Raw genomic sequence first — 16,342 nt, forward strand, 5'->3', positions numbered from 1 at the left:
CCTCCACCAACGCATAGCGGTAGACTAGGTAGACTAGTTGATTGGTTGCGACGACCGAGACTGCTAGCAACGGGGACGGCATATGTCGGCGACTGCGTTTGCATTGACTGGATTCATCTCGTGGGCACTGGGGCTGCTGATCGTGATGGAAGTGATCCGTACGTATCTGGTTATTTCTGGAAAGGTCGCAGCAAACGGCTTTACGCCAGATAACGCGGCTCTTTCCCCCTTTATGCAGAGGTTAGCCCGCGCCCACGCCAACTGCATAGAAGGGCTTCCAATCTTCGGAGGTCTGCTCGGAGTCGCGATCATTATTTCAAAGACAGATGTCACGGATCCGCTGGCCTCTACACTGTTAGGCGCGCGAATAGTTCAGTCGATAATTCACCTCGTCTCCACGACCCAGGTCGCAGTCAGTCTCAGGTTCACTGCGTTCGCCGTGCAAATGGTGATTGGTGCGTATTGGTCCTGGGCGCTGTTGTTGAGGTGAAAAGTGCTGCCACTTCAGAAGTCCTCGGCGCCGGCAGCACTCGAAAGGACGAAAGGGAACATTGCGGATCCGGAACGTTGTATGATGCTTTGGATGTTGTCACTGGGATCGGCTGCAGCCCGTCGGCCCGTGGCGCATCGCGCAGGGAGCCGAAAAACGGGGCGCCCGACGTAGGGGCGGGTTGGCGGAATGCCGATAACCAGACGCTTTACCCATTCAACTCGGTACAAAACTATGCCGCGTTCTCAGCCTGGGTTTTTTCCGACTGTTGCCCGACTATCCGCACATGCGCTTTCGGACACCCGGTTGATCAGCAAATTCGGAACAAAGCAGCACAGGCTGCGTTTTTTCAGAGACGAGGTCCATCAGTTCAAACGACCGCGTTTGAAGTGGGCAAGAGAGTGCTCTTTAGACGCCGAAATCCTGATGGTCTCTTCGAGCGATTGCGCATTTATATGTGGCCGCGCCGCTCCTTCTCGCGATCGTTTCAGTACGTGTCAAAGCGTATTCTCCGTCTGAACGCCACTCCAAACGCCGTCGCGGCCGGGGTGGCGGCTGGGGTTTTCGCGTCTTTCTTTCCATTAGGGTCCCATTTCGCCATTGCCGCCATCGTGTGCTGGCTGATTTCAGGAAACATGGTGGCGGCAGGGTTAGGAACATTTGTCTTTGGCAATCCACTGACCCTCCCGTTTGTTGTGGGAGCGTCTTGGGAGACCGGCAAGATCATGTTGCACGGCCACATGCAAAGTCACGAACGGCCAGCCCATCTGAGTGAGATGTTGCAGACCCTTTCAATTTCGCAATTGTGGGCACCGGTCTTAAAGCCCATGCTGTGCGGTGCGGTGCCACTCGGGCTGATTTTTGGCCTGTTGTTCTATGGCATCACTCGCTACGGCATGACAGCCTTCCGCGAACAGAGGCGCAAGCGACTAGCCGAAAAGGGGAGCCTGCTCCAGGAGCAGGAAGACATCGTGTTATCACGCCCTCTGCCCACTCGACATCGCCGTTCTGGAGGGTGAATTGCGGGTAGGGCAGCTGTAGAGATGCCTCCGCTCGTCGGCAATATCGCGCTATAGCGACGCTTCCCTACATTGACGGCCCGATATATCTGGAGGCTTCGTCATGGTCCTCGCCGCTTTGTTGATGAACGCCCCATATCCGATTGGCATCGCAGGAACGCCTTGCTTTAGGGCTCCAGTAGCGCGGCGCCGTACTTTGCCCACAGATCCTCGCAGTCTTTAGCCCTAAGGCTTGGCGTTCCTAGCTCTCCAAAAAACACCATCGCCGCACGAACATCATATCCAAGCACTGTGGCATTGGCGACAAACTGGATAGCCTCACCCAAGCGAATTGTCTCGATTTTGGCGTCGGTCATATTCGCAAGGTCCACTACCCCAAGGATCTGTGCGTCCTTAGACCTAGCAGCCAAGACTGCGGGCACAAGCCCGTGCATATTAGCCTCCGCTAATACTAAACCTCCCAGCAGCGGACTTTGTTCCCACCATCCGGCGCTTACACCACGAAAGGCCGACTAGTATTCCAGCAACACCCTTCCACAGAAGGGGCACTGCCACGGGGTACGCGGTCTCTGGGAGCGTGTCCAGCAGCACGCAGGGACGGGGCCAAAGGGCATGAACCGCCCGGCAACGCAATGGCTCAAGCCGGGGCTGATCGGTCGTGTGAAGCACCTACGCGGCAAGGAAGACCTACGGCATGCCTCGCTGCAGGATTTCCGGGAAGAGGGGTAGGTCACTTAGGAAACGACCTGCATTGTCAATAACATCAATTTGCGCCACAATTTCTCATCCGAAGGCCGTCGATACTCAGCCGGATTAGAGGTGATATCATGGGTCGTTTGAGCCTTCCGTTCGCCGGGCTTGTCCTGTGGCTAGTGTGCGTTCTTTCACCGGTGTTCGCCGCAGACTTCACGAAACCAGGGCCGTTCGCAATTGGTCTCCAGAAGTTCACCATCCCTGACACTTCTGGCAAGCACCCCATGGCGACCATCGTCTGGTATCCCGCCGTCGGCCCCGCACCAGATCCCAACGCCGCCATCTTGATGGTGTCGATGGATGCGCCTGCGGCAACAACCGGTCCCTATCCCCTGGTGATCTTGATCCATGGGCTCGACGGTACCGGCGGTCTATACGGCACGTTGGGTAGGCAACTCGCATCGTATGGTTTCGTCGTCGCCGCCGCAGACTATGACACTGGACTCCGCGGACCGCTGGATCAAGGAGTTAGCCGGGAAGATCAGTGGACGACCTGGCTGCTTTACGATCACCCTGCCAACGTGGTCCGGGTGATCGGATATGCTGATTCATTGACAGCTCCAGGCGCCAAGCTGGCCGGAATAATCGACACATCCCACATCGGTGTTTGGGGACATTCGAGCGGCGGAACCACCGTGTTCCAAGCGGGAGGAGCCCGAGTCAACTTCAGTGAACTCGACGCCTGGTGCGCTGTAAACAAAAACGAGCCATCCGCCAATGATACTTGCAATTTCGTCGGCCACGAGCAGGCGGTCGCGACGCACTATGGGGTCGCTGATCCGTTTGCGGCGCCAATGCCGCCCCTCTGGGATAAACGCGTGGCCGCTCTCGTCGCCGGAGCTCCGGGCGGCGAGTTGCATGCCTTTGGCGATACGGGCATTGCGGAGGTCAAGGTGCCGACACTCATAATGTTTGCTTCCGACGACACCGATGTAATGCCTGAACACAACGCCCTGTGGGCGTATGATCGAATCAGCAGTCAAGACAAGGCTTTGGCTGCGTTCGATCGTGGGGGGCACATGATGTTCATGAACTCCAAGCAGGCGAACGCGCTGACCACCGCGTTCTTTCTCGACATCCTCAAGGGCCACCCCGCCGGCAAACCAGCGCTGATGCCCGACGCTTCGTTTCCGGGGCTAAGCTATAAAACAACTATCCATTAAGCCATTGGCCAACCGACCCAAGTCCCCCTTGCCAACGTCATTGAGATCAGGAATATAATCCTTTCGTTGCGGCGACCCCTTCAAACGGAGTTCGCTACCCATGGCCAGGACCAAACTTCCAAGCAGCTATCTGAGACTGAAATCGAGCGCTTTCTGGTGGCAGCCGAAGCGCTGCACAGGAGCGTTGTCCAGCCGCTGCTATCGCCTATAGCTGCGATCACTTCCGAGCGCTTCAGCCGGCCCATGAGGCGCTGTTAAAGACGGTGAAGGAGATCACCGGCAAAGATGCGCCGTTCATTCGATGGAACGGGACAGGGCCGGTGCGGCCTCCTACGGCTGGGTAGTGCCTACGAGGCCGTCATTGAGAAAAATGATTACCCCGTCGACCGGCCCGGTGGAAACCACGTCGGTTGTATGGCCCTTTCCCCGCGTATCTGACATGAACCACGCCGTCCCAGGTTCAATCATCCAGCTTGTACCGTCGCTGGCTGTCACCTTGAGCATACCCGACAGGCAAAAGAATATCTGGCGACGGGGAGAAGGATGTCGTTCGCCAGTCCATCCGGTGGGCAAACGCATTACGACATAACCTGACGCGTCAGTAGTGGAAGAAACCAGCACGGCCGGGGCTGGCGGTGCAAAAATCTTGAGTTCCAGCGGTACATCGCTGTCATCGAAGTGGCTTTCACCAGATGCATCATCGGTCAGCCGGATTACTCGACGTGACGCTGTCATCTGCCACCCCCATCTGCGCTAGAGAGTATAGGCTACGTCGCTTCTCTCACCTCAGCAAGCGGYCCTCCTTCGAGCAACCTAGCGTCGCGGTCTGCCTTTCGGTCCTGGTGAGCTTTCCGCCGGGTTTGCGGACAATCTGGCGGATCGCCGATCTTTCAGCCAAAGGGACTTCTTTTTTATTGCCACTAGCTCTGCTCGATCGTCGTCATCCGTGGTCGCTTGGCCATTCGCTGCAATCGCGTAGTCGGCTCTGTTCGTTCGAAAGTCTTCCTTTTGCCCAGGCATCATTTCCTCCCGATCCGCGCGGGCTTTTAGCCCGGCGGAGGCACTAACTGCCGGTGCACCGCGCGAGTCTACCAATTGGGGATTGTATTAAAATGATACAGGCGGCGGTCAGCAGCGCAACCATCGGAAGACAGCAGGGCAGCGGCGCTGATTCAGCGCCAGACGGCCCAGCGGCATGGTTGCTAGGGGGACTGGCAGCGGAAGGCCGCTGGGCCTGACCGGCAGCGGCCTTGAGGACGGGCGCGCGTCCGGCTGGTTGATAGATGGAAGCAGCAAAAGGTGGAGCACAAGCCTGCCACGACCTACATCGTGAGCGTTTTCGAGAAGCCGCAGTGGCGCACGGTGATCGAACCAGGCGATGGAGCAGGAACCAATCAGCCGCCTGGAGCTTCTACCCAAAAAGGGCAAAGGAAAAGATCATGGCCGATGAAACTCGACGGCCGGAACTGAATGCGGAAAGTGTTCGAGCTTTGGCTTTGGCGTCAGGCGTCACCGAGGATCAGATTCGCGAACTCGTCTCGATGGTAGGCTTTGATTTCGCGTCAATCTTGAGGGGAAGCAAGGGAAATCCAACAAGGTAAGAAAAAGCCCTAGTTTCCACCTGCCAGGCTGAACATAACCGCGCCGTCGTCCTTGCAAACTTCCACCGCCACGATACCGTCAATCTCCTTGCGAGCGGGAAAAGTCGCGAGGGCGTGATCCCGCGCGGCTTTCTCGGCGTCGAAGGGCACCTTTTCAACGATGCCCTGTTTCCCGTACCAAATCACCGTGTAGGCCACCGCTGCGATCCTCGTTGGTCCTTCATCGCGTCCAAGGCATCTCACTTACTCCGCCGACCCGTTGTTGACAAAAGGTGACGCGCTCGGCACGCACTGCAGCGACCAACCGGCCGACGCTGGCTGCTTCTGATATTCGGTGATGGCGGCAGCGCATTGTTCCCGTGTGTCGAAAGAGCTGGGCAAAATGACTATTCCCCCCTGCGGACCGGCGATTACCAGATACCAGATCAACGCTGCGGTCGAAGCCATGGGAATTTCCATCCTCTGTGCCCATTTAGGGAATCTGGCGCGGTCGCCGGCTTCGTCAAACGGAAGCTAATATAGATGAAACCTGAAGCTTCGAGATCGGTTCCGACCCAATGCGCTGGCAAGGGCCGATGACCTCATTCCAAAGCTGGAATGCGCCAAGTGCGGCGGCAAGAAAGTCGGGGTGATCCGCGGCCGAGCGCCTATGCCAAGGCTAAAGACGGTCCGTGACCGGGATCACGGAACCTAACGCCTGGTTCCGCTTTAATGGCCCCATGAGCACTCGCGGAACCATGACGCGGGCGTGGCGGTAGGGGAGCGATCGCATGACCGGGATGCCGGTGACAACCTACATCGTGAGCGTTTTTGAGGCGCCGCACTGGCGGACTGTCTTGACCACGACAGACATAAACCAAGCTCTGGCCAAGGCAAAGGAAATCGGCGACCAGGCGCGGGTCGAGCGGCGCGTTCAATACGGTGGATGACACGCCGTCAAAACCCGATTCTTGCGCAACCTCACCCCGGCTCCGCCGGCCACCAGCAGCCCGCCGCGTGCCCCCACGCGACGGACCTCTGATGGGAGCGGCTACATCCCAAAGGAATCAACCGCTTGTAGTTGTATTGTGAACTGCGGGATCGCGTTAGCCTATGGTGTGATCGCGGAAGCCCGAGGAGATCGGCGACAAGGCACAGATCGAGGAGATCACGCCGAAAGGTGACGCGCTGACGGGAGCGGATTTTTTGCGGGGCGACCCAGCGGCTTGGTTGCGAGGGGGACTGGCAGCTGGAAGCCGCTGGGGCTGACCAGCTGGCTTCGAGGGGCTAGCTAACCAAACATGCGCTCAAGCTAAGGGTAAGCGCAATTAATCCGAAAGGGGGAGCGGCCGGCGGAAACGCGCGCTGGCGTGTAGCTGCAGGCGCCATGCGGAACGTATTACCTTCTCGCGCTTTAATGTGCCGGATCGACTCCCATCGCTCCTCCACCCCGTAGAAACTCGCCCGCTGGCTTCGGCCGGCGGGCTTTTTTGTTCTGAGCGCAGTACCCAGCGACCGGCTCCAGTGGATAATGCTGCACACATTAGCTTCGGACAGCCACATAGCCGGCGAACGAAATCGATGCCATCAGCACCGTCAGGAACCAGACCTCCCACGGATTGAAACCGCCTCATGGGTCAATCGTCCGGTTTGGCAACAAGGGCAAGATGATCGCGGTCATCACCGCCAGGATCAACGCCGAACGAAGTTCAATCCAGGTCAGTCGCTTCAGGAGGCCGTGCGGGATCTCGCGGCTGGCAAGAACAGCCGCCAGTGCCGCCCCTCCGGCGGAAGCGGCTCGATAATCGCCAGCCACAGCCAGCGCGCCAAGCGCGAAAACGGCAAGGCCTGCGATCACGCTCGTGACGCTGAAACTGGCAGTTCCATTGGACGGATGGCTGGAGCGAGTCGCTTGAAAAGGCCGAGCGCCATGTCGACTTGGCCTTGCAGAAAAGTCCGCAGGTTGCCTTCGTGCACTACGTCGCCTCGGTCTTCTACTTGTGGAAAAAGGATCTCGACCGATCCGCGGCTGAAGCGGACGCGGCGCTGAATCTCAATCCGAACTACGCTCAGGCGCACAACTCGCGCGGCATCGTCAACATCTATGGCGGCCAGCCCCTCGCGGCTATTCCTCATATCGAACAAGCCATCCGGCTCGATCCCGCGTTGAAGCAGCTATACATCCACTTTCTCGGCTCTGCCTATCTTGTCGCCGGCAAATTGGAAGCTGCCTCGGCGCTATTCAGGGAGCGTATACAGCTCGCCCCGAAGACCGACCTCTCTCGCGCCTTTCTTGCTGTCGCGCTCGGCCATTTGGACGAGGCCGAGGAAGCCGGCCGGATCTGGCGCGAACTGATGGAGATCAATCCGAAATACTCCTTTACCGAGCATGTTAGACGGCTCCCCTTCCGCGATCAGGCCGACGTTGACCACCTATCCGAGGGCCTCAGCAAGGTTGGCCTTCCGGTTTATATGCAAATTGGGTCCTCATCGGGGTCAGATTACGACGATGCCCACGCCCACCTGAATCATCGGTTTTGACGGTCCGCACCGTGAAGCTGCCAATCTGCTTACGGCCCAAATAGGACGCCTATTGTTTGGCGGTGAGCGTAGGCAGTTGGCGTAGTAGGGTCGTTCATCGCTTCAAGGAATCCGCGCTTAGTTTGGTATGGTTCAAGCGCGGCGGGACAATACGCACGACCCTCGTGATCAACGACATACTTGCCCATGTGCGTCATCCGCACGGGATTGGCGCTCACATTATGGCACGCGTGCTGAGCTTCGGTGTCAATCGTCCGAGGATCCCGCGAATTGGTAAATGGATGTTTGTGAAGGATCGAAAAGCGCTCGCGGGAGGTTTTCGCAAATGGGCGAACGAACCAGGCCTCGTACGCGTCATCGTTAGCCACGGTGATGTGATCGTCGACCAACCGCGAAGCGTGCTCGAGCGGGTTGCAGCTGAGTTGGAGCCTTGAATTGGATTGGTCGGAAAAGGGCCTGCGTAGATTCGCTGACCCTTCTCGAAGCTCACAGCTTCTTATTGATCGCTGCCGCCGTCTTGTTTGTCGCGTCCTTGACTGCGGACTTCACATCGCCAACAGCCTTCTGGACTTTGCCCTTCGCTTCCTGGGCTGCGCCTTCCGCCCTCAGCCTGTCATTGCCAACGGCCTTGCCGACGCCCTGCTTCACGTTGCCGGCTGCCTGATTTGCAAGGCCGGCGGCTTTGTCGCTTGTGCTTCCCATGACGATGTGCGCTCCTAGAGGGGTTAATCAACTCATTCAGAACGTTGCGGCAAGGAGGAGGTTCCTCCACGGCGGGATTGAACCGATCACGCGCCTCCGACCTGGGCGGATTAGCCGGCTTCATGACTGTGGTCGCTTCGATTGCTGGCAGACTAGCGCGACTCGCTTCCCACTCGGCTTTCGTTTCGACGATGCAACCAGCTTGGGCCTTCGGCGTTAACGCCCGTTCTAATGAAAACCACGCCCCGAGGCATCCAGGGAACCAGGTCACATGAGTAGATTTCTTCCTCTCAATATCCGATTTGTAGACGGAACCACGATGGTGGTTTCATCCATCGCTGATGCCCAGAAAGCGCTGGCGTGCCAATGGCGGAACAAGGAGGCCGCAACATATCACGAAGCCTCTCGTCTGCTGGCAGCTGCGAAAGACGGAATTTGCAAGCCGGCGGTGGCCTTCGACGCTTTCAAGAACGCGGCTTCCAAGCAGGGACTTCTGCAGCCGACCAAACCCAGCTCGGCGCTTGGCATGCTGGATGATTTGACGTTGCCGGTGACCAGGTGACAGCCGATTGGTAGAGTGTCAGCCGGCTTCCGCCTCTGCTTTCTACTGCGCATGGATCAGGTGAAGCGACTTCCGCAGATGACCTGAAGAGATCACCAGTATCGGCGCAGTTAATCGCCAAATGGGCGGAACCGCTTGCCAGACGCAGCATTGTGAAGACGTGCAACCCCGCACCACTCAGAAGGAAGATGCCATGGCCAAGTCGTCGCGCAACCCGAACGGCACGCTGGCTGCCATTCACGATCAAAAGCTGATGCGCGGCGAAGGCGGCGAACTTCACCAGACGGCCGAAGGCGATGTGCCGATGCTGACCACGGCACAAGGTGGCCCAGTGTCGGATGACCAGAATTCGCTGAAGATCGGCGCGCGCGGCCCCACGGTCCTCGAAGACTTCCATTTCCGCGAGAAGATCTTCCATTTCGACCACGAGCGCATCCCGGAGCGCGTCGTCCATGCGCGCGGCTACGGTGCCCACGGCTATTTTGAAACCTATGAATCGCTGGCCAAATACACCCGCGCCGACATCTTCCAGCGCGCCGGTGAGAAGACGCCGGCWTTCGTGCGCTTCTCCACTGTCGCCGGCAGCAAGGGATCGGCCGATCTGGCGCGCGACGTGCGCGGGTTCGCCGTCAAGCTCTACACCCAGGAAGGCAATTGGGACATTGTCGGCAACAACATCCCGGTGTTCTTCATTCAGGACGCCATCAAGTTTCCCGATCTCGTCCATTCGGTCAAGGAAGAGCCTGATCGCGGCTTCCCGCAGGCGCAGTCGGCGCATGATAATTTCTGGGATTTCATCTCGCTGACACCGGAAAGCATGCACATGATCATGTGGGTGATGTCGGACCGGGCCATCCCACGCTCCTTGCGCTTCATGGAAGGCTTCGGCGTTCACACTTTCAGGATGGTCAATGCCAAGGACGAATCCACCTTCGTCAAATTCCACTGGAAGCCCAAGCTCGGCATGCAATCGGTGGCTTGGAACGAGGCGGTGAAGATCAATGGCGCCGATCCTGACTTTCATCGCCGCGACCTGTGGGAGTCGATCCAGGCCGGCAATTTTCCGGAGTGGGAGTTGCAGCTGCAACTGTTCGACCAGGCGTTTGCCGACAGCTTCGACTTCGATGTGCTGGATGCCACCAAGCTGATCCCCGAGGAAATCCTGGCGCCTGTCCCGGTCGGTCGCCTCGTGCTCGACCGCATGCCCGACAATTTCTTCGCCGAGACCGAACAGGTCGCGTTCATGACGCAGAATGTTCCGCCTGGCATCGATTTCTCCAACGACCCTTTGCTGCAAGGACGGAATTTTTCCTACCTCGATACGCAGATAAAACGGCTCGGCGGACCCAATTTCACGCATATTCCAATCAACGCGCCAAAGTGCCCGTTCCATCATTTCCAGCAGGATGGCCACATGGCCATGCGCAATCCGGTCGGCCGGGTGAACTATCAACCGAATTCCTTCGGCGAAGGGCCGCGGGAGTCGCCCCAGCGTGGATTCCGTTCCTTTGCCGAGGCGGAAGAAGGTCCCAAGCAGCGCATTCGCGCCGAGAGCTTTGCCGACCACTACAGCCAGGCCCGGCAGTTCTACATCAGCCAGACACCGACAGAGCAAGGACACATCGCGGCTGCTTTGACATTCGAACTGAGCAAGGTGAAGACGCCGGTCATTCGCGAACGGATGGTGTCGCACCTTCTCAACATAGACGATGGGCTCGCCAGGAAGGTTGCTGCCGATCTCGGATTGAAGGCGATGCCGAAACCGGCCGATGCGGCTGTTGCCACCCAGGATCTTGGCGCCGCGCCATCACTCAGCATCCTGGAAAATGGTCCTCAGCAGTTCAAGGGCCGCAAGCTCGGAATCCTCGTCACCGACGGCACCGACGCGGCGCTGCTCAAGGCCCTGACCTCGGCATTTGCCAAGGCCGGCGCCAGTTTCGAGATCATCGCTCCGAAGGTTGGCGGCGCCAAGGCCAGCGACGGTAGTCTGATCGAGGCGGATCAGATGCTGGCGGGCGCTCCATCTGTCCTCTACGACGCGGTGGCGCTGCTGCCCTCGCAGGCCGCGATCGCCAGTCTGGTGAAGGAATCGACCGCCCGTGATTTCGTCGCCGATGCTTTCGCGCACTGCAAATTCATTGGCTACGTCGAAGCGGCAACGGCGCTTTTCGAGAAGGCCGGCATCGCGGACAGTCTCGACAAGGGTGTCATTGCATTGTCCAGCCCAAAAGACGTTACCGGCTTTCTTGGCGAGCTGGGCGCATTGCGCCTGTGGGATCGGGAGCCTAAGGTCAAAATGTCGTAGGTCCAGCCGCGCTCCCGCGTTCAGATTAGGTCGCAAAAAGGGGCAGGTCCGCATTGGACCTGCCCCTCCTCCAAAAATAAGCCAAAACTGCCAGATTGTTGCAACGACGCAATTCAAACGCGTTTGGACGATGTCGACGCGATTGGCTCTCCGTCTTCGACGGTGTTTTCGTTCACCTGGAAGGCTTTGCCATGCAGCTTCGTGCGATTTCGCTTGCTGCTGGAATCCTCGCTTTGCGGCACTTGTGGCGGCGCTTGCGATCCGATCGGCTCTCCGTCTTCAACGCTGTTTTCATTCACCTGGAAGGCTTTGCCGTGCAGCGTCTGCGTCTTGGTCAAATCGTTCGTTTTGGGCTCTTTGGTCATTTCGTCCTCCATTGCTGGAGCACAACTCCCGCTGTTGCGCTGAGTTCCAATGTCCGCGAGCGGATGGCTAGCGCATCAAGCCTGCGGCGCGCAGGGCATCCTCGATGACCTTGGTGATGCCAGCGGCTGAACCGCACGCATCACCAAGCCGCGCTTCCGTGACGGGATCGATGCGCACAGCGCGCGGCTTTTCAGCGACGCTGTAAGTCCTTAAGGCGGTGGCGGAAGCGGGCATCGCCGACACGGTCTCCGTGGTCGCCGCGCGCCGTGCAGCTGACTTCGCGAGATTCCAGAAGCGAGCTATGTGGCGCGTTGAGGAAATCCCGACCTCCAGCATGAACGGCCCAGCCCTGCCCAAGCCGCCATCGCCGGTCGTCTGGAGTGGCGTCCCATGGCCCATGCCGGCAATGGTATATTTCTCGATCAGTTCGCGGCCGCTCCTGTCGCACCAGACCTGCCGTGTCTGGCCATCGACCGTCTCGACGCGTGTCGGGCTGGTGGTCACGCCGTGAGCGCCATGCCATTGCGCGAGAATCGCATCTGCATTGGACGGCACAACAGTATTGTCGGCCGAGCCTTGCCAGACCGAAATCTTCGGCCAGGAGCCTTTGTGTGGCGAGGCTTCGCGCAAGCGCCGTTGCAGTTCGGCCCTGGACGGGCCGCCATGGCCACGCATACGGTCGAAGGCTTCCGGGATGGTCGCCGCACTGCCGTAGGCCAGTCCGGCAACGATTGCGCCGCCGGCGAACACTTCCGGATAGGCCGCGAGCATCGCTGTCGTCATGGCGCCGCCGGCGGAAAGGCCGGTGATGAAGATGCGCTTGCGGTCGAGCCCATGCGCGACCACTGCTGCCTCGATCATCTGGCGGATGGACAGCGCTTCGCCGCTGTCGCGCCTGATATCTCCAGGGGCAAACCAGTTGAAGCAAAGATTGGCATTGTTGGCGCGCTGCTGCTCCGGGAAGAGGACCGCAAACCCCTGCTCTGTCGCGAGTTGCGACCAGCCGGAACCATGATCATAACCGGCTGCGCTCTGGGTACAGCCATGCAGGACGACGACCAGTGCCGCGCCCTCCGGCAGGTTTTCGGGAACGTAGAGGCGTGCACGCAAAGCGCCGGGATTGGAACCAAACCCGGTCACATCAGACAGCCGATCGTCATGGTGCTGTCCGGAAGCGATGGGTCGGCCGCGCATCGCGCTCAGCCGCGCGATCGTATCTGACATGTTCGCAAATCGATATCCTTGCTGGCCGGGATGGCATCGCACACAACGCGATTGCAGCAATATCGTTGCTGCAGTGCACAATAACAAGCTTACTCACAGTCAGCGGAGAGAGGGCCACCCTGACCAGCGCGTGGAACAATCGGATTGCGTTATCGTTGGGCAAAGAAGGAAATCCCATTTGGCCAAGGTAAAGAATTTCAGCAAGGCGATCGTCAGAGATGCAGACGCGGCCCGGCACTGAGATCAGGCGCAAAGACCCTTTGGGTCAAGACAGCGGCGCAGGGCGGAAAGGAGCCATCACGCGATGGAAAGCAGATCCTCGTTGATCGATGCCGAAGCGGCCAGGCGCGCGCTGTCAACGACGGAAGGCAGCAAGGGCGCGCTAAGGTCGGAACATGGCGATCGCGGGCGCGATGCTGACTGGCCATCGGAAATTCCGGCGCTTGGTTGGAAGGATATTTTCTGGCGACTTTGGGAAGAGTTCAACAAGGATCGGGTTCTCCTGGTGGCCGCCGGAGCCACCTTCTATCTCCTGCTCGCGCTGTTTCCGGCGCTGGCGGCGTTCATTTCGATTTATGGCTTTGTCGCGGATCCGGTCACCGTCGCGGACCATGTTGCCTATCTCGGCGGCTTGTTGCCGTCGGGAGGCCTAGACCTCATTCGCGATCAGTTGCACGCCCTTGCCACACAGAAACCGGGCGCCCTCGGGATCGGTTTCTTCGTCGGCCTGGCTATCGCGCTGTGGAGTGCCAACAGCGGAATGAAGGCGCTTTTCGATGCAATGAATATCGCCTACGAGGAAAGCGAGAAACGCAGCTTCATCACCTTAAATCTGATGTCGATTTTGTTCACCGTTGGAGCCTTATTCATTGGCATCGTGCTGTTGCTGACGGTGGGCGTTGTCCCCGCGCTGTTGCGCTTTCTCTACCTTGATGCCTGGACGGAAACGCTTGTTGCGGTATCGCGATGGCCTGTCCTGGTGGTGGCAATGCTGACGGGCATTTCCTTGCTCTATCGCTTCGGACCAAGCCGCGAACACGCGAAATGGCGATGGCTGAGTTGGGGGGCCCTGGCGGCGACGGGAGTGTGGATCGCTGCATCGTGGCTGTTTTCGTTCTATCTGCAGCACTTCGCCAACTACAACGCAACATACGGGTCGCTCGGCGCCGTCGTCGGCTTGATGATGTGGACATGGATTTCAGTCATCATCCTCATCGCCGGTGCGGCAATCAACGCAGAGATGGAGCACCAGACGGCGATCGACTCGACCACGGGTCCGGCGCTCCCCATGGGAAAGCGTGGCGCGGTCGTCGCGGACACTGTGGGTAAGGTTGCGGACTGACACTGCATCTTCCCTGGACGCAGGTAGCCCGTGTGCGATGGAAAAAATTGAAGGAGCATAGCCCGCGCGCGCTAGCCCTCAGCCTTGAAGTTCTTGGCCTCCTCCTTGCCCTTGTCCTTCCCGTGCTCCGCAACAAGATCCTTGGCCTGCTGCGGTGACACGTCGGTTGTCTCCGCGATGTGCACTGCCTCCTTGTCTGAGAGGCGATTGTCTTTCTTTCTCTGCTTGGTGGGCATGTCCGTATCTCCTGTTTGTAGCGGGAGTAACGGATTCAACCAGCTGTCCGTTCCAGATCGGGAGCTCGGCCCGCGAGTCCTACCCTTTCAAATCTGTGGTTGGTGTCGGATCGTTTGGCGGTGCCCCGCGTTGAGTGAAAAACCAGCTCAGAGGAACCAACATGGCAAACGATCGGCACGAAAAAATTCGGCAACGGGCATACGAAATCTGGGAACGCGAAGGTGGTGCCCATGGCGTTGACCAGCGCCAGTGGCTTCAAGCGGAAGCTGAAATTGATCAAGAGGCCGAACTGCCTTTTCACCGCGGGCGAAGGTCCTCAGGAAACCCGCGAGATTGCCAGCACTGACGTTTGACAGTCGAGGCACTGGCGATGCGAACGGGTATAACCGGCCAACAAGCGCAGGACCTGATCGACAGGCTCGGCAATGACCGCGCGGCAATCGAAGAGGCTGCCCGGAGCTTGGCGACACAAAAGATGAATTTCAGCAAATAGAAATTCGCCGAAACGAGGGCTTGTCAGGCGTCCTCCAAAGCCTCTAACGATCGCGCACCCCGTCTTGCTCATGCCGGCTCACCTCGCTCGGCTGGGCAGTTCGTCGTCTTCTTAACGTTGGCGGTAGAAGAGGAACGCTTTCCCACGCTCTGCGGTCCCGTCGCGATGAGACAGCTTTCTCTCTGCCCACCGGATGATGACTATCTGTCGAAGGCAGCGAAGAGAACACAGGCAGCACAAGTTGGCCCAACGATCAGGAAGCGCCGATCTTCCGCTCCATGGTGGGCGAGTGCCGAAATGGCTCGGAGACCGCATGACGCGCCTTGGCGCTGTCATGTGCGAAGCGATTATCCATCACTATGGACGCAACGAACTGCTGCGCAGACTTGCCCATCCCTTCTGGTTTCAATCGTTCGGCGCAGTCATGGGTATGGATTGGCACTCATCAGGGATCACGACCAGTGTCGTGGGCGCCTTGAAACGCGGTTTGACTCCCCTCTCCGGCGAACTTGGCATTCACGTCTGCGGCGGACGAGGGGCGCATTCGCGAAAGACTCCGCACGAGTTAGCACTGATCGGCGAACGTGTCGGCCTCGACGGAACAGCTTTGGCCAATGCCAGTCGGCTGGTTGCCAAGGTGGATAGCGCTGCCGTCCAGGACGGGTTCGATCTATATCTGCATGGCTTCATCGTCACCGATGACGGCGACTGGGTCGTGGTGCAGCAAGGCATGAATGGCGATAGCAAGGTCGCGCGTCGCTACCACTGGTTATCCGAAGGACTGAAAAGCTTTGTCGACCAGCCGCATGCGGCGATCGAGGGCGCCAACCAGGGCCAGATCATCAACCTGACGGATCATCGCGCCGAGGCATCCCGCAAGGGACAGCTGGATCTCCTGCTCGATCTTGGGCCCGACCGCATCCTCAAAGAATTCGCCAAGTTCGAACTCGGCCCAACGCCGGAGCCCGCACAGGCATTTCTACCGCACTTGGTCATGCCTGCGCATCACGATGTCAGGGAAAGTGATGTCGTGATGCGCCGCCTGCACGGGAACATAGCGGCCGCCGCCGAACGTGGGCCTTCGGATTTTGCAGAACTGCTTATGGTGCAAGGTGTAGGCGCACGTACGGTGCGGGCGCTGGCGCTGGTGGCGGAAGTCATGCACGGCGCGCCTTGCCGTTTCTCTGACCCTGCGCGCTTTTCACTGGCGCATGGCGGCAAGGACAGGCACCCCTTTCCGGTGCCGCTCAAGGTCTACGACGAGACGATCGGTGTTTTGAAGTCCGCGGTTCAGAAGGCCAGGCTCGGACGAGACGAAGAGCTTGGAGCTTTGCGTCGGCTGGACAATCAATCTCGGCAAGTCGAGCGCTATGTCACGGGTCCCAGCCTCAAGGAATTTGTCGCGGGAGAATTCGATCAATCGCATCTGCTCGGCGGCCGTAGCGTATTCGGATGGGAGCCTGCACCGGAAGAAACGCTGACGACGTCAAGCAAGAAGGTGTGATCGTATATTTTTCCGACGGTGCCGAGCCGTCAGCGAACCGACGAAAACCTTTTCGCCCCAT

At 58.9% G+C, this 16,342-nt stretch carries 19 protein-coding genes and 2 pseudogenes; 11 read left to right on the plus strand and 10 right to left on the minus strand.

Annotation, left to right across the window (positions count from 1 at the left end; all coding sequences use genetic code 11):
* Nucleotides 1–82: 82 nt before the first annotated feature.
* Both AC1DVW_RS22920 and AC1DVW_RS22925 read left to right on the plus strand, forming a co-directional pair.
* Nucleotides 83–490: an MAPEG family protein gene (locus AC1DVW_RS22920; protein WP_477248926.1), complete on the plus strand. Its 408-nt coding sequence runs from the start codon at nucleotides 83–85 to the stop codon at nucleotides 488–490.
* Nucleotides 491–891: 401 nt separating this feature from the next.
* Nucleotides 892–1,509: a DUF2062 domain-containing protein gene (locus tag AC1DVW_RS22925; protein WP_477326272.1), complete on the plus strand. Its 618-nt coding sequence runs from the start codon at nucleotides 892–894 to the stop codon at nucleotides 1,507–1,509.
* Nucleotides 1,510–1,676: 167 nt separating this feature from the next.
* Here the strand turns inward: AC1DVW_RS22925 and AC1DVW_RS22930 are convergent, their stop codons facing one another.
* Nucleotides 1,677–1,865 carry a hypothetical protein gene (locus AC1DVW_RS22930; protein WP_477326108.1) on the minus strand — a complete coding sequence of 63 codons (189 nt, stop codon included), beginning with the start codon at nucleotides 1,863–1,865 and terminating at the stop codon, nucleotides 1,677–1,679.
* Nucleotides 1,866–2,336: 471 nt separating this feature from the next.
* On the opposite strand from AC1DVW_RS22930, the gene AC1DVW_RS22935 reads away from it, so the two are divergent.
* Nucleotides 2,337–3,425, plus strand: coding sequence for an alpha/beta hydrolase family protein (locus AC1DVW_RS22935; RefSeq protein WP_477326110.1), 1,089 nt, complete (start codon nucleotides 2,337–2,339; stop codon nucleotides 3,423–3,425).
* 330 nt (nucleotides 3,426–3,755) lie between these two features.
* Here the strand turns inward: AC1DVW_RS22935 and AC1DVW_RS22940 are convergent, their stop codons facing one another.
* A complete protein-coding gene (locus AC1DVW_RS22940; RefSeq protein ID WP_477326112.1) occupies nucleotides 3,756–4,160 on the minus strand; it encodes a cupin domain-containing protein in 405 nt (134 codons plus the stop codon).
* Between the two features lie 704 nt (nucleotides 4,161–4,864).
* Between AC1DVW_RS22940 and AC1DVW_RS22945 the strand changes: the two genes are divergently transcribed.
* Entirely contained in the window at nucleotides 4,865–5,026 is a 162-nt protein-coding gene (locus tag AC1DVW_RS22945; protein WP_477326114.1) for a hypothetical protein, read from the plus strand.
* 9 nt (nucleotides 5,027–5,035) lie between these two features.
* Here AC1DVW_RS22945 and AC1DVW_RS22950 read toward each other — a convergent pair whose 3' ends face one another.
* Both AC1DVW_RS22950 and AC1DVW_RS22955 read right to left on the minus strand, forming a co-directional pair.
* Nucleotides 5,036–5,224: a hypothetical protein gene (locus tag AC1DVW_RS22950; RefSeq protein ID WP_477326116.1), complete on the minus strand. Its 189-nt coding sequence runs from the start codon at nucleotides 5,222–5,224 to the stop codon at nucleotides 5,036–5,038.
* A gap of 45 nt (nucleotides 5,225–5,269) precedes the next feature.
* Nucleotides 5,270–5,473: a hypothetical protein gene (locus tag AC1DVW_RS22955; RefSeq protein ID WP_477326118.1), complete on the minus strand. Its 204-nt coding sequence runs from the start codon at nucleotides 5,471–5,473 to the stop codon at nucleotides 5,270–5,272.
* Between the two features lie 323 nt (nucleotides 5,474–5,796).
* On the opposite strand from AC1DVW_RS22955, the gene AC1DVW_RS22960 reads away from it, so the two are divergent.
* Nucleotides 5,797–5,955: a hypothetical protein gene (locus AC1DVW_RS22960; RefSeq protein WP_477247943.1), complete on the plus strand. Its 159-nt coding sequence runs from the start codon at nucleotides 5,797–5,799 to the stop codon at nucleotides 5,953–5,955.
* 599 nt (nucleotides 5,956–6,554) lie between these two features.
* Here AC1DVW_RS22960 and AC1DVW_RS22965 read toward each other — a convergent pair.
* Nucleotides 6,555–6,878, minus strand: a pseudogene (locus AC1DVW_RS22965) (hypothetical protein); the annotation flags it as partial.
* Between the two features lie 98 nt (nucleotides 6,879–6,976).
* On the opposite strand from AC1DVW_RS22965, the gene AC1DVW_RS22970 reads away from it, so the two are divergent.
* Nucleotides 6,977–7,546 carry a tetratricopeptide repeat protein gene (locus tag AC1DVW_RS22970; protein WP_477326120.1) on the plus strand — a complete coding sequence of 190 codons (570 nt, stop codon included), beginning with the start codon at nucleotides 6,977–6,979 and terminating at the stop codon, nucleotides 7,544–7,546.
* Between the two features lie 486 nt (nucleotides 7,547–8,032).
* Here AC1DVW_RS22970 and AC1DVW_RS22975 read toward each other — a convergent pair whose 3' ends face one another.
* Complete coding sequence (locus AC1DVW_RS22975; RefSeq protein ID WP_183445348.1) at nucleotides 8,033–8,248, minus strand: CsbD family protein; 216 nt, start codon at nucleotides 8,246–8,248, stop codon at nucleotides 8,033–8,035.
* A 271-nt stretch (nucleotides 8,249–8,519) separates the two neighbouring features.
* On the opposite strand from AC1DVW_RS22975, the gene AC1DVW_RS22980 reads away from it, so the two are divergent.
* Together AC1DVW_RS22980 and katE are read left to right on the plus strand one after the other, a co-directional pair.
* Nucleotides 8,520–8,810: a DUF982 domain-containing protein gene (locus tag AC1DVW_RS22980; RefSeq protein ID WP_477326122.1), complete on the plus strand. Its 291-nt coding sequence runs from the start codon at nucleotides 8,520–8,522 to the stop codon at nucleotides 8,808–8,810.
* A 193-nt stretch (nucleotides 8,811–9,003) separates the two neighbouring features.
* Nucleotides 9,004–11,115 (plus strand): catalase, encoded by a 2,112-nt coding sequence (katE, locus tag AC1DVW_RS22985; protein WP_477326124.1) that lies wholly within the window; start codon nucleotides 9,004–9,006, stop codon nucleotides 11,113–11,115.
* Nucleotides 11,116–11,228: 113 nt separating this feature from the next.
* On the opposite strand, the gene AC1DVW_RS22990 is transcribed toward katE, so the two are convergent.
* Complete coding sequence (locus AC1DVW_RS22990) at nucleotides 11,229–11,480, minus strand: hypothetical protein (protein ID WP_477326126.1); 252 nt, start codon at nucleotides 11,478–11,480, stop codon at nucleotides 11,229–11,231.
* A gap of 67 nt (nucleotides 11,481–11,547) precedes the next feature.
* Entirely contained in the window at nucleotides 11,548–12,705 is a 1,158-nt protein-coding gene (locus tag AC1DVW_RS22995) for an extracellular catalytic domain type 1 short-chain-length polyhydroxyalkanoate depolymerase (protein WP_477326127.1), read from the minus strand.
* 304 nt (nucleotides 12,706–13,009) lie between these two features.
* Between AC1DVW_RS22995 and AC1DVW_RS23000 the strand changes: the two genes are divergently transcribed.
* Complete coding sequence (locus AC1DVW_RS23000) at nucleotides 13,010–14,047, plus strand: YihY/virulence factor BrkB family protein (protein WP_477326129.1); 1,038 nt, start codon at nucleotides 13,010–13,012, stop codon at nucleotides 14,045–14,047.
* Nucleotides 14,048–14,118: 71 nt separating this feature from the next.
* Here AC1DVW_RS23000 and AC1DVW_RS23005 read toward each other — a convergent pair whose 3' ends face one another.
* Entirely contained in the window at nucleotides 14,119–14,283 is a 165-nt protein-coding gene (locus tag AC1DVW_RS23005) for a hypothetical protein (RefSeq protein WP_477326131.1), read from the minus strand.
* Between the two features lie 161 nt (nucleotides 14,284–14,444).
* On the opposite strand from AC1DVW_RS23005, the pseudogene AC1DVW_RS23010 reads away from it, so the two are divergent.
* Nucleotides 14,445–14,573 (plus strand): annotated as a pseudogene (locus AC1DVW_RS23010) (DUF2934 domain-containing protein); the annotation flags it as partial.
* A gap of 27 nt (nucleotides 14,574–14,600) precedes the next feature.
* On the opposite strand, the gene AC1DVW_RS23015 reads toward AC1DVW_RS23010, so the two are convergent.
* Nucleotides 14,601–14,849, minus strand: coding sequence for a hypothetical protein (locus AC1DVW_RS23015; protein ID WP_477326278.1), 249 nt, complete (start codon nucleotides 14,847–14,849; stop codon nucleotides 14,601–14,603).
* Between the two features lie 169 nt (nucleotides 14,850–15,018).
* Here AC1DVW_RS23015 and AC1DVW_RS23020 point away from each other — a divergent pair, with 169 nt between their 5' ends.
* On the plus strand, nucleotides 15,019–16,281 hold the full coding sequence (locus AC1DVW_RS23020) for a DUF763 domain-containing protein (RefSeq protein WP_477326133.1): 1,263 nt from the start codon (nucleotides 15,019–15,021) through the stop codon (nucleotides 16,279–16,281).
* Nucleotides 16,282–16,342 lie beyond the last annotated feature (61 nt).

The sequence above is a fragment of the Mesorhizobium sp. P3_B5 genome (assembly GCF_056402815.1).